This is a genomic window from Bacteroides togonis, assembly GCF_900130135.1.
GTDB lineage: Bacteria > Bacteroidota > Bacteroidia > Bacteroidales > Bacteroidaceae > Bacteroides > Bacteroides pullorum.
Genome location: NZ_LT670820.1, coordinates 1,248,734 through 1,260,945 on the forward strand (window position 1 = coordinate 1,248,734; position 12,212 = coordinate 1,260,945).

Genomic DNA, 12,212 nt, shown 5'->3' on the forward strand with positions numbered 1-12,212 from the left:
CTTTAGGCTTAAAGATACAAAATCTTTAGGTAATAACAAAGCCCCAGCTTGTGAAAGTCGGGGCTTTGTGCTAAACAAAGAAGGTGTGCTTTTTGACACACCTTCATTTTTCGTATTATTCCCGGTTCATCAGCCGCTGCTCGGCCATACGTTCGTATTTGGTACCGGGACGGCCGTAGTTGGCATACGGATAAATGGAGATACCGCCACGAGGAGTGAACAGGCCTGTCACTTCGATGTACTTGGGATTCATCAGGCGGATGAGATCCTTCATGATGATGTTCACACAGTCTTCGTGGAAAGCGCCGTGGTTACGGAAGCTGAAGAGATAAAGCTTGAGACTCTTGCTCTCTACCATCTTCACATCGGGGATGTAGGAGATGCGTATCTCGGCAAAGTCGGGCTGCCCGGTGATGGGGCACAGACTGGTGAATTCGGGGCAGTTGAAACGCACCCAGTAATCGTTCTCGGGATGTTTGTTGTCGAAAGCTTCGAGTACTTCGGGAGCATAGTCCTGCTTATACTCGGTCTTGCGGCCCAGCAGGGTCAGTTGGTCTTTCAGTTCAGTCATTGTTCGGATGGTTTAAAGAAATTTCTTTTTGAGGTACATATTTTTGTTCGCCAGGTATTTTTCCAGCCCTTCACGGCGGAGCTTGCAGGCAGGACAATGTCCGCATCCGTCGCCGGGAATGCCGTTGTAGCACGTCAGCGTGTCATGGCGTACTAGGTCGAGCACGCCCAGCTCATCGGCCAGCGCCCAAGTCTCGGCCTTGTCAATCCACATCAGCGGGGTGTGGATGACGAACTGCTCGTCCATAGCCAAGTTGAGCGTCACGTTAAGCGACTTGATAAAAGCGTCACGACAGTCGGGATAGCCACTGAAGTCGGTCTGTGACACACCCGTCACCAGATGGTTAATGCCTCGCTCACGGGCATAGACGGCGGCAATGCTCAGAAAGAACAGGTTGCGACCCGGCACAAAAGTGTTCGGGAAAGAATCGACCGGCTTTTCCTGATCCATCACCATCGAGGTATCGGTCAGCGAATTGTGGCCCAGCCGACCAATGAACGACACATCCATGACATCAAAATCGACACCGGCCTTTGCGGCAATCTGCCGTGCCAGTTCCACTTCTTTCTGATGTTTCTGCCCATAGAGGAAACTCAGGGCTACTACTTTCTTGAATTCACGTTTGGCCCAGAAAAGGCAAGTGGTTGAGTCTTGCCCTCCGCTGAACACAACCAAAGCTGTATCACGGTTCATATACAATAATAATTTAGGTATACTGTTAAGAAAAACGACTACAGATTGCGCAGATGGAGGCAGATGGGTACACTCAGATATCCTTCACTTTCCACACCTTGTAAGAGATACCTTCGTCGTAGACATCGCTGCCGTCGATGCGCTTCACGGCCTTCACCACGCGGATCGTGACGGGCAGGATAACGACCTCGTAGGCCGACTTCAGCAGAATCTGCAAACCCATCATCACCGCCAGTTCGCGCCAGGCGATGACACCACCAAAGGCTACAGGGAAGAAAATGAGCGAATCGGCCGTCTCGCCCACCACGGTGGACCAGATGGCACGCGCCGAGAAGTTACGTCCGCGGCTGGCTATCTTCATGCGGCTCATGACGTAAGCATTGAGAAAAGAGCCTACCAAAAAGGCCATCAGACTGGCTGCCACAATGCGCGGCGCCATGCCGAAAACAAAGTTAAAGTGTTCCTCGCCCTCCCAAAACGGAGCAGCAGGCAGAGACACGGCTATCAGCCCCAGCGTAACAACGAAGAAATTCATCACAAAGCCACTCCAGATGATGAGACGAGCCTTGCGAAACCCCCAGACTTCGGCAATACAGTCATTGATGATGTAAGAAATAGGAAAAACCAGCAATCCGGCGGTAACGGTAAGGCTGCCCAGCTGGATGACCTTGGTCTCAAGAAGATTGGCTGCGATGAGGCATACATTGAACACAATGCCCATCAGCATAAAAGATACGGATACTTTTTGCTTCATACTCCTGTTTTTTACGTGGTTGTCCTAGAATACACGGCCGCTATTCACGGCATCTCATTTCAAAAATCGGCTGCAAAGATAAACTTTTCTGCGTAAATGGCCAACAGGAGAAAACAAAAAGAGGTTGCCGAAATACTGCCGACAACCTCTCAAGTAAATGCTTCAAAGGGAAAAACGAGTGTCAGAACTTATAGTCGATACCTACGCCGAACACCTTGTTCGTGCGGGTGAACACATCAGTACCCGGCAATTTGGGCAACTGGGAAGCCACCGACTCGGGCAGGCCGATGTTCTGAAGTTTCTGCGCCATGTTGTTGTAGTCGCTGCTTTCGCGGGTATAGTCCTCGTAGTTGGTCCAGAAGTAGGCAATGTTGAGGTTGAGATTCTTTGCCAACTTAATGCCCGCACCGAAACCGAACGACCAGGAGCTGGTAACGAAACTGATGTCTTCCATGTAGTCGTCCGTCAGGCCATACTTCGTGCGCTGCATACCACCACTAATCTGGATGCGCTTGTGCACATCCCATTCGATACCGGCCAGGTATTCGTTCGTACCGGCCGAAAGCAACTTCTGCTTGTCATTAGCCATATCGGCCTGCTTGTCGAAGAAGTGGTGGTAGCCCACAGAAGCACGGAGCGTAGGCAATAGGTCGTAGGACACACCGACGGTGAGCAGGCCGGGGATGTCGCTGGGTGTATTGATACCGTGGTCGTAGGCAGGGAAGCCGGTTGTATTGATACGCGTGTCGTTCTCCACGTTCAGGTTGGTATTGAATTCATACTTCAGGCCGACGTTCAGACGGTTCCAGTTGAAGTCCAAGCCGATGATGGGCGTCAGTCCCCAGCCCTTCTGGTCGCAATCCAGCTCCTTATCTGCGGTAGCTTCGGCCAGTTTGGCAAGCAGCGCCTTCTGCGTCTCGTCAGCTACCATGCCTGCCATCGTCTTGAAAGCATCAGAGGCCGGTACCATGGTTTCCGTACCCGGCATGTTAATCTGAATGTTACGCAAGTAGCCTGTGTAGTTGTTGCTCACATAGTTCATGCGACCGCCCACGAAGGCCGAGAAGTGTTCGTTTATCTTATAGGTGACGCCCAGCTGAACGCCGTAGAAGAACTGGCTGCCCTCCATATAGCTGTCCACATTGTATCGGTTGATGCCCATGCTCTGTCCGAAGACGGGCAGCATGGAGATGATGGACTCGAACGAGGCCAAGCCCTGGTTGAACGTAGCCTTACCGCCACCACCTGTCACGGCAAAACTGCCCGAGAATACCCAGTCGCCGTTCTTGTAGGCCGCCTGGAAGCTGGGAATGACGGGAGCCGAAGCCTCGCCCTTGAAGAGCTTGGTGGCATTGCCCCCGTTCTGCACGCCATAGGCAAAGGGAGCGAAGGTGGAAGTTATCTGACGCGTCTGATAGGCGCTCTGGATGTTCAGCGACAGATGCAAGCCGTCGCCACCCTCGATGAAGGCCAAGCCAGCCGGATTGGAGTAAACAGCATCGATACGGGTCGAAGCATCACGCGCCAGCATGCGCAAGAATAGGACATTCTGATTGGTATTTGTCAGGAAACCTCCCGCGAAAGTTGGGATTGAAACCATCAGCAGCGCTGTGCCGATTAACAAGTTTTTTCTCATCTATTCGTATTTTTATTGATTTCGGCGGCAAAGGTACAATAAAATTGCACACAGGCAATGAAATTGTGCAAAATTTATCTTCCGAACGTCCTGCGGAGGCGGAAAAAGAAACCGTTTCGGATGAAACAACCCCTTCCGGGGCCCCTCTACGGCCGTCGGCAGACGCCTGAAGTGACGCCGAGGGCCGCGGAAAGCTTTCGGCAGGTCGAAGAAGTAGTATGACGAGGCTATAAAGCGCCTTATAACGCCAAAATATTAGTACGACGGAATGAAAATGCGCGTTTTCACTCCGTCGTACTAATATTTTGGTATGAAAAGGTACGTTTTCACTCCGTCGTACTAATACTTGAGCATGAAAAGGTACATTTCTACTCCGTCGTATTAATATTTTGGTATGAAAAGGCGCATTTTCATTCCGTCGTACTAATATTTTGGTACGAAAAGGCGCATTTTTACTCCGTCATATCAATATTTCAGAATGAAAATGTGCATTTTCATTCAATCAGACTAATATTTTAGCATGAAAAGTCGCATTTTCACTCCGTCATATCATTTCGGAAGGCAGGCGAAAAAAGTTTCCGAACCTCCGAAAGCCTTTCTATGGCCAAAAATCGCTATCTTTACACCGGCAATCCGCCGCCGGAGGGAGCAGAAGCAAACATTTCCGCCGCCGGATTGTTATGGAGACATACGCATGGACTGATAACCCCTAAAAAACGACTCAAATATCATGGCAACAACAATCGCATTCTTCGGCACGAAGCCCTACGACGAGGCTTCGTTCAACGAGAAAAACCGAGAGTTCGGTTTCGAACTCCGTTTCTACAAAGGTCACCTGAACAAGAACAACGTCATCCTGACGCAAGGCGTGGACGTGGTCTGCATCTTCGTGAACGACACGGCCAACGCCGAAGTCATCCGCCTGATGGCCGCAAACGGCGTCAAGCTGCTGGCCCTGCGCTGCGCGGGCTACAACAACGTCGACCTGAAGGCCGCCGCCGAGTGCGGCATCGCGGTGGTTCGCGTGCCCGCCTACTCGCCCTACGCCGTGGCGGAGTACACCGTGGCGCTGATGCTCTCGCTCAACCGCAAAATCCACCGCGCCTCGTGGCGCACGCGCGACGGCAACTTCTCCCTGCACGGCCTGCTGGGCTTCGACATGCACGGCAAGACGGCGGGCATCATCGGCACGGGCAAGATTGCCAAGAAGCTCATCAGCATCCTCCGCGGCTTCGGCATGAACATACTGGCCTACGACCTCTATCCCGACTACAACTTTGCCCGCGAGAACCAGGTGGTCTATACTACGCTCGACGAGCTCTACCACAGCTCGGACATCATCTCCCTGCACTGCCCCCTGACGGAGCAGACGAAGTACCTCATCAACGACTACTCCATCAGCAAGATGAAGGACGGCGTGATGATCATCAACACCGGCCGCGGACAGCTCATCCACACCAACGCCCTCATCGAAGGACTGAAAAACAAAAAGATCGGATCGGCCGGACTGGACGTCTACGAGGAGGAGAGCCAGTACTTCTACGAAGACCGCTCGGACAAGATTATCGACGACGACACGCTGGCGCGCCTGCTGTCGTTCAACAACGTCATCGTCACCTCCCACCAAGCCTACTTCACGCAGGAGGCGCTGAGCAACATCGCCACCACCACCCTGCAGAACGTCAGGGACTTCACCCTGGGCAAGCCGCTCGAAAACGAGGTGAAGCTCTGAAGCGGAGAGTGGCATCAAGCCGCCCCCGCCCTATCAAAAAAATCAATAAAATAGCCACCCGCAGGCGGAGTTTCGGCCAGTTTTTCGTAATATTGCAGGGTGTAACAAAGAAAACGAGCATGAAACTGGACTACATCTACCACAGCGGCTTTGCCATCGAGGCCGACGGCGCGACCATCCTCATCGACTACTGGAAGGACTCGTCCGCCGAAGCGGGCCAGGGATTGGTGCGCGACCGCCTGCTCCACAGGCCCGGCGCCTTCTACGTCCTCGCCACCCACTTCCACCCCGACCACTTCCATCCCGAAGTGCTCCGCTGGCGCGACGTCCGTCCCGACATCCGCTACATCTTCTCGAAAGACATCCTGAAGCACCGCCGCGCCAAGGCCAACGACGCTTTCTATATAAATAAAGGTGGCGTCTACGAAGACGACCACCTACGCATCCAGGCCTTCGGCTCTACCGACGTAGGCGTTTCCTTCCTCCTCGACCTCCAAGGTCTCCGCCTCTTCCATGCCGGCGACCTGAACAACTGGCACTGGAGCGAGGAATCCACTCCGCAGGAAATTCGCAAGGCCGAAGGCGACTACCTGGCCGAAATCCGCGACCTGCAGCAGGAATCGCCTGCCGTCGACGTTGCCCTCTTCCCCGTAGACCGCCGGATGGGCCGTGACTACATGCGCGGTGCCCTCCAGTTCGTGGAACGGATAAAAACTCGTATCTTTGTGCCCATGCACTTCGGCGACGACTACGAAGGTGGAAACGCCTTCCGTCCGCAAGCCGAAGCCCACGGTTGCCGCTTCCTCACGATCGACCACCGTGGCGAAAGTTTCGACATCTAACATCAAAAAATAGAACGTAATGAAAAAATTGACTAAACTCCTATTCATCGTCCTCTGCCTCTGCCTGCCCACTGTGCTCCAGGCCCAGAAGCGCGACGACAGCAAGTACCTGGCCGGAGCCGTTCCCGAAGAAGACGGCAAAGTTGTATTCAGCAAAGAATTCAGCATCCCCGGTATGTCGCAAGACGAAATCTTCGAACGCATGCAGAAGTGGATGGACCTCCGCCTGAAGAAAAACCAGAACGAAACCAGCCGTGTGGTCTATACCAACAAAGAAAAAGGCCAGGTGATAGGCATAGGCGAAGAATGGCTCGTGTTCAGCTCCAGCGCCCTATCACTGGATCGTACCCTCATCAACTATCAGCTCAGCGCCTTCTGTCAACCGGAAAAGTGTGAGTTCCGCATCGAAAAGATACGCTATACCTACCGCGAAGGCCGCGACCAAGAAAAATATGTAGCCGAAAAATGGATCACCGATGACTATGCCCTGAACAAAAGCCAGACTAAACTGGTATTGGGTCTGGCCAAATGGCGCAGAAAGACCGTAGACTTCGCCGACGAACTCTGCAAAGAAGCCACCCAAGCACTGAGCGTAGCTAACATCGACCAAATCGTGGTCCTTACCGACGAAGAAGTTGAAGAAGCAAAAGAGAAGAAAGAAAGTAAAGCTATTGTCAACTCGGGTACCACGGTTATCAACACCAAACAGCAGCCCGTAGCCCAGCAGGCCGAGACACCCGTTGTAGCACCCGCAGCCCAGCCTGTGGTTGAACAAACCCCCGCTCCTTCCTCGCAGCAGAGCGCATACAAGGAAGTAGCCCCCGACCAATTACCTGCCAATGCCATTCAGATAGGCGCAGGTAAGCTGGTTATCGTCATCGGCACCGACGCCTTCAACATGACCATGATGACAGCCAACGCCGGAGGCTCGCTGGGCAAGATGTCAGGCAAGGCAGTCATCTACACCTTCCTCTCGCCCGACCAGCCCCACGAACAGCTCGACCAGGCAGCCACATATACCGTCCGCTTCTACCCCAACGTACAACAGGAACCCAGTGTCGTACTCGAGTGTAAAAAACTCCCCTCACAGGAACCGTTGGAAGGCCAGCCACGCATGTACATTGGCGAAATCGTGAAAGCACAAATGAAATAAACCTCTGGGCGCGGGATTCCAGTAAATCCCGCGCCCGATAAACCATTATTCAAAACCAATCATGGAAATCAAAAGCAAATTCGACCATTTCAACATCAACGTCACCAACCTCGAACGCAGCATTGCGTTCTATGAAAAAGCCCTGGGCCTCAAGGAAGACCACCGCAAAGAAGCAGCCGACGGTTCGTTCACCCTGGTCTATCTGACTGACGGATGCAGCCCCTTCCTATTAGAGCTCACCTGTCTGAAAAGCCATACCCAACCCTACGAACTGGGTGAAAACGAAAGTCATCTGTGCTTCCGTGTCAGCGGTGATTACAATGCTGTCCACCAGTATCACAAAGAGAATGGCTGGGTATGCTTCGAGAACGAAGCCATGGGTCTGTACTTCATCAACGACCCCGATGACTACTGGATTGAAATTCTGCCTGCCCGATAATCCACATTCCTCACCCGTAAACAATAAAACTTATGAGTATAGAAGAAGCTATGATGGGCGGTATCGTCTTTAAGGGGAAAAAAGAGAAACCCAAAGGCGAAGCCAAAGTGAAAACCAAAGCCAAAAAGAAAACCTATATTACCGGCCTCCACAATTCGGGAGCCGCCAAAATGAAAGCCGAAATCCGCCGCAAACGCGCCAACAGACATAAGAAATGATATACACCGACCTGCTTACAACCGACAAAGACCCGATGGGAGCAGCCATCCTCGACTATTTGGAACATGGACGAGCCGACAAGCTGCGCGTATTCTCTTCCCAGTTCGATGAAGACGAGATACCGGTCCGTACCCTGTTCCGCACCGAAAAGCAGATGGCCCCGCTAGAGCGGACAGCCCTGCAACTCGCTACCGGCCGCATCCTCGATATAGGTGCCGGAAGTGGTTGCCACAGCCTGGCCCTGCAAGCGGCCGGCAAGGAAGTGGAAGCCATCGACATCTCTCCGATATCGGTAGAAGCCATGCGCAAACGCGGTGTAAGGCAAGTTACACAAGCCAACCTCTTCAATGAAAGTTTTTGCGGCTCCTACGACACCCTCCTTATGCTGATGAACGGATCCGGCATCATCGGACGGCTGGAGAACCTGCCCGCTTTCTTCCGGAAGGCCAAACAACTGTTACGTCCCGGCGGCAGTATTCTGATGGATTCCAGCGACCTGCGCTACCTGTATGAAGACGAAGACGGAAGTTTCGTCATCGACATCGCAGGCGACTATTACGGCGAGGTAGATTTCAAGATGCAGTACAAGGATATCATAGGCGATCAGTTCGACTGGCTCTACATCGACTTCCAGACCCTTTCCCTCTACGCCGCACAAAACGGATTCGAAGCCGAACTGGTAAAAGAGGGAAAACATTACGACTACCTGGCCCGGCTTCGCCCGAAAGCTTGAATCACTCCTCGGCCAGCATCTCGTCTATCTTTTCGACCAGCCGCTGGAATTCTTCCGGATTGTACAGACGGGTCAGCATAACGATTTTCCCATCACGGTCTATCAGCACATTGCGGGTAATGCCTGCCTGTCGTTGTGCATAAAGGGCAAAGACATCGGCCCCCGGATCCAGAGCTAGCGGATAGGTCACTTTGGTGGCCTTTCCGAAAGCAATGACTTTCTCCAAAGGCTCGTCGCGGTCGATGCCCATCAGATAAAAGTTTTTGTTATCCTTGTGCTTCTGCCAGATGTCCTTCTCGATAAATGGCATCTCCTTGCGACACACGCCACACCAGCTGGCCGTAAACTGGAGCATCACCACCTTGCCACGCAGGCTGGACAGCTTCACGCTCTGCCCGTCCGTGAACTTTACTGTAAAATCGGGAGCCTGTTCGCCCACCTTAACAATATACCCGTTGGCGTCAGCCTGTTTTTCCTGAGCATTGCCTGCCAGAGCAATCATTGCCAGCAGACAGAAAAAGAATAGATTCAGTCGTTTCATGTTGTTTCGAGTTTATAAATTTGTCACATTCGCAAAGATACACTTTAATCTGATTCGGGCAAAAAAGAGCCGTCATTCCGACTCCGACGAAGTTTTCTTCTCTTCCTTTTTCTTCTTATCCAAAAGCATGCTCATGAAAGCCGAACTGATAATACCCGTAGGAATGGCAATCATCGCTATGCCTATCAAGCTGATAATGCTGCTCAAAAGCCTGCCCAATGCCGTAATGGGATAGATATCTCCATAGCCCACCGTCGTAAAAGCCACGATGGCCCACCAGAATCCGTCACCTATATTGGCAAAGGCTTCCGGCTGAGCTCCCCGTTCAATGTAATACATCAATATCCCCGAAAAGCCCAACATAATACCGCAGGCCGTATAAGCAGTGATCAGTTCCTCCTTTACCGTCTTGAGCACCGTACCTATCAACTGGAAAGAACGTGAATAACGGATCAGTTTGAATATAATCAGGATATAGGCCAGCACCACCAGATGTACGTGCGGACTCTCCTGATAGAGATAAATGACCACAAACGGAAAGACCGCCACAAAGTCGATGATGCCATAGAAGGAGAACAGATAACGCAGACGGGCTTTCCAGGCATGCTTACAATCGACATACTGGACAGGAGCCGCTATAATCCTCAAGATATATTCGATTGTAAAAACAAACGAAGCCAAATAATTGAATGAATACAGCCAGCTACGATAGGGAGCTGACTCTGCAAACGAACCATATACAATAGAAATGATTGAACCGATAATAAAGAACAACACAAAGTACTGAAACCATTTCTTCATCAACTGACGATGAATGGTCCGATAGACTTTTTCATGACGAATCAGCTGAGGAAGCCTTCCATGCAAAGGATTCAGATCCAAGTGTGTCCGAGTATTCATATTCATTCTATTTTTATTAAAATACAAATATAATCAATATGAAACGAACCCAATATACTTTCAACACAAAACTTATGCTATAGGAGCAAGAAAAACAAAAAGCCCCGCCTTTTTAAAGGCAGGGCTTCTATTGGATTTCGAGGTACCTGGCGGAACATCTCCGTCACTGACTCTCTGAAAATTACCCCACCTTCGGTCTACATTTGGGCTTCAATCACCCATCATTCAATCACAAAATATCTACATAAAAGTTTAATATCTGGGCACAAGGATTTCTACTTCGCCAAACCGTACGATTTTACATCGGCATTTTCTGCAACCATCCCGACGCGCGCACATTCTTTTTTAAGTTCTGATATCTGACGATCTCTATCACCCAATTCTCTATTCAACTGCTCTATTTTTTCCATCAATTCCTTATTTTGTTTTTTTAAGAATGCAGCAAGTTCTGTATTCGAAGCAGTCTCAACCGTCGAAAGCATTTCTCCTTCACCTGTCAAAAACCAACGTGCATTCATATCCTTATACACAGATAGAATTTTCACAATATTATTCCCGTTAAGGCTTTTACCTTTCTTACGTGCATTTCCAACTATACCAGTTGAAAGCCCACATTGAACGGTCACTTGGTTATCATTCAACCCAGCATAAGCCATATATTCATCCAATCTTTTAATAATTTCATTTTCCATATAGAAAAAACTCAATAAAAGCTTGCATATATTGTAAAAACTCAATATGTTTGCAGCAAATAATCAATTCACGTGCTACAAATGTATAAAGAAAACACAACTAAAGCAATAGCGAAAAAACGCTATTCATTCAGAAAAGGCTACCTACAAGTAACTCTGAAAGACAGAGATGAACTAAGAGAGGAGCTGAAAGGAATACTTCGCATCACCCAACGAAGTTACTTCTACACAGTTATGAATACCGGCATTATCGACATCAGTTTGCCGAGGTTCGAAGCTATTAATCAGGCGTTCGCACGCCGCAACATCTCAGACGTATGGGAAATCACGGAACTACCGCAATCTTGACAGATCGAGAAAGCGAAGTGGCTGAACGTATAGCCTGGGGTGCATCTCAAAAGGAAGTGGCCACTGAACTGGGGATATCCCGGTACACAGTGGACAATATCTTGCGTAAAGTATATGATAAGCTGCACATTGGAAAAATCAACGAGCTGTCTGCCTGGTGGTTCTGTACCACCTTCGGCATCAGCTTTGACCTCTCGCCGCTCAAACGAACTATCGGTGCCTGCTGTTTGCTTGGTATTTTCATGATAGGGGAATACTTTAATCATGAGCAGTTCTGTCGGTACCGAAGCCGAAGGATTGCAAGAACTGAATATCGAATAAATGAAAAACTATGAAATCATCATCCTTATCTCTTGACTCACGAGTTGCAAATGCACTGGTATGCAGATGCACTGAAGAGAATTGGCCGGTACATATCCAACGTGGCATTCCTTTAGAATCTGAAAATGGGAATCACCTCGTCGATTTAACGGTAGAGTATCTCGATGACTTTCCGTTCGGAGATAAATTGAATGAGACTATTAACCGAGTGTTTAATTTAACTGAGGAATAATATTATGACAGTACAAGAACTTATTGAACGCCTCGAGGAGTGCGATCCTGAGGCGCAGGTGTATCTGAACACCGGCGATCTGAATCTGGTGGAAATTAGTTTCGTGAAAGAACATATACTGACGAATTCGGTAATAATAAGCTGAATATAAAATAAGGAGAAAAAATTATGGATTATATACCTATAATAACAGCGGAAAAAGCCAAGAAACTAGCTGAAGAGAAAGAACAGATTCTTAGAGTGATGGAACTTATCTGGCAATCAGCGATAGATGGTGAGAAATCTATCATTCTCGACAATCTAAATGAGAAGACCATTGAAGAGCTTGAGAATTATGGTTATCAGATCGAAGAGAGAATGGCGTTGACTGATAACCCTTCGTATTATATAAGTTGGAAATAAGTTG

The 12,212-nt window shown here is 49.9% G+C and carries 17 protein-coding genes; 10 read left to right on the forward strand and 7 right to left on the reverse strand.

The features are described 5' to 3' along the window. Positions 1-115 precede the first annotated feature (115 nt). The 4 genes from queF to BQ8005_RS05380 all read right to left on the reverse strand — a co-directional run bounded on the left by queF (position 116) and on the right by BQ8005_RS05380 (position 3,654). Positions 116-571 (reverse strand): preQ(1) synthase, encoded by a 456-nt coding sequence (gene queF / locus BQ8005_RS05365; protein WP_075317328.1) that lies wholly within the window; start codon positions 569-571, stop codon positions 116-118. A 12-nt stretch (positions 572-583) separates the two neighbouring features. Next, entirely contained in the window at positions 584-1,264 is a 681-nt protein-coding gene (gene queC / locus BQ8005_RS05370; RefSeq protein WP_075317329.1) for a 7-cyano-7-deazaguanine synthase QueC, read from the reverse strand. A gap of 73 nt (positions 1,265-1,337) precedes the next feature. Beyond that, entirely contained in the window at positions 1,338-2,018 is a 681-nt protein-coding gene (locus BQ8005_RS05375; protein ID WP_075317330.1) for a queuosine precursor transporter, read from the reverse strand. Between the two features lie 181 nt (positions 2,019-2,199). Continuing rightward, complete coding sequence (locus BQ8005_RS05380; protein WP_075317331.1) at positions 2,200-3,654, reverse strand: OmpP1/FadL family transporter; 1,455 nt, start codon at positions 3,652-3,654, stop codon at positions 2,200-2,202. Between the two features lie 730 nt (positions 3,655-4,384). Here BQ8005_RS05380 and BQ8005_RS05385 point away from each other — a divergent pair. The 6 genes from BQ8005_RS05385 (at position 4,385) to BQ8005_RS05410 (ending at position 8,772) form a co-directional block, all read left to right on the forward strand. Further along, positions 4,385-5,386 (forward strand): 2-hydroxyacid dehydrogenase, encoded by a 1,002-nt coding sequence (locus tag BQ8005_RS05385; protein WP_075317332.1) that lies wholly within the window; start codon positions 4,385-4,387, stop codon positions 5,384-5,386. Positions 5,387-5,505: 119 nt separating this feature from the next. Next, positions 5,506-6,228, forward strand: coding sequence for an MBL fold metallo-hydrolase (locus tag BQ8005_RS05390; RefSeq protein WP_075317333.1), 723 nt, complete (start codon positions 5,506-5,508; stop codon positions 6,226-6,228). 19 nt (positions 6,229-6,247) lie between these two features. Further along, complete coding sequence (locus BQ8005_RS05395; RefSeq protein ID WP_075317334.1) at positions 6,248-7,381, forward strand: DUF4468 domain-containing protein; 1,134 nt, start codon at positions 6,248-6,250, stop codon at positions 7,379-7,381. Between the two features lie 61 nt (positions 7,382-7,442). Further along, positions 7,443-7,820: a VOC family protein gene (locus BQ8005_RS05400; RefSeq protein ID WP_075317335.1), complete on the forward strand. Its 378-nt coding sequence runs from the start codon at positions 7,443-7,445 to the stop codon at positions 7,818-7,820. A gap of 32 nt (positions 7,821-7,852) precedes the next feature. Next, a complete protein-coding gene (locus BQ8005_RS05405) occupies positions 7,853-8,038 on the forward strand; it encodes a hypothetical protein (RefSeq protein ID WP_021847527.1) in 186 nt (61 codons plus the stop codon). Beyond that, positions 8,038-8,772: a class I SAM-dependent methyltransferase gene (locus BQ8005_RS05410; RefSeq protein ID WP_200806341.1), complete on the forward strand. Its 735-nt coding sequence runs from the start codon at positions 8,038-8,040 to the stop codon at positions 8,770-8,772. Before BQ8005_RS05405 ends, BQ8005_RS05410 begins: the two co-directional genes overlap by 1 nt. Position 8,773: 1 nt before the next feature. On the opposite strand, the gene BQ8005_RS05415 is transcribed toward BQ8005_RS05410, so the two are convergent. From BQ8005_RS05415 to BQ8005_RS05425, 3 genes are all read right to left on the reverse strand, one after another. Beyond that, positions 8,774-9,313, reverse strand: a complete 540-nt coding sequence (locus BQ8005_RS05415; RefSeq protein WP_075317337.1) for a TlpA family protein disulfide reductase — start codon at positions 9,311-9,313, stop codon at positions 8,774-8,776. Between the two features lie 72 nt (positions 9,314-9,385). Next, complete coding sequence (locus BQ8005_RS05420; RefSeq protein WP_083610600.1) at positions 9,386-10,213, reverse strand: ion transporter; 828 nt, start codon at positions 10,211-10,213, stop codon at positions 9,386-9,388. A gap of 275 nt (positions 10,214-10,488) precedes the next feature. After that, positions 10,489-10,905 carry a hypothetical protein gene (locus tag BQ8005_RS05425; protein ID WP_075317338.1) on the reverse strand — a complete coding sequence of 139 codons (417 nt, stop codon included), beginning with the start codon at positions 10,903-10,905 and terminating at the stop codon, positions 10,489-10,491. Between the two features lie 81 nt (positions 10,906-10,986). Between BQ8005_RS05425 and BQ8005_RS05430 the strand changes: the two genes are divergently transcribed. The 4 genes from BQ8005_RS05430 to BQ8005_RS05440 all read left to right on the forward strand — a co-directional run bounded on the left by BQ8005_RS05430 (position 10,987) and on the right by BQ8005_RS05440 (position 12,208). Further along, the gene (locus BQ8005_RS05430; protein WP_075317339.1) at positions 10,987-11,253 is read left to right on the forward strand and encodes a hypothetical protein; all 267 of its coding nucleotides are present in this window, start codon (positions 10,987-10,989) and stop codon (positions 11,251-11,253) included. After that, complete coding sequence (locus tag BQ8005_RS05435; protein ID WP_234984002.1) at positions 11,250-11,588, forward strand: helix-turn-helix transcriptional regulator; 339 nt, start codon at positions 11,250-11,252, stop codon at positions 11,586-11,588. The genes BQ8005_RS05430 and BQ8005_RS05435 overlap by 4 nt, the downstream gene beginning before the upstream one ends. Positions 11,589-11,810: 222 nt before the next feature. Beyond that, the gene (locus BQ8005_RS17505) at positions 11,811-11,951 is read left to right on the forward strand and encodes a hypothetical protein (protein WP_200806326.1); all 141 of its coding nucleotides are present in this window, start codon (positions 11,811-11,813) and stop codon (positions 11,949-11,951) included. A 23-nt stretch (positions 11,952-11,974) separates the two neighbouring features. Beyond that, on the forward strand, positions 11,975-12,208 hold the full coding sequence (locus tag BQ8005_RS05440) for a hypothetical protein (RefSeq protein ID WP_075317341.1): 234 nt from the start codon (positions 11,975-11,977) through the stop codon (positions 12,206-12,208). The last annotated feature ends 4 nt before the right edge of the window (positions 12,209-12,212 follow it).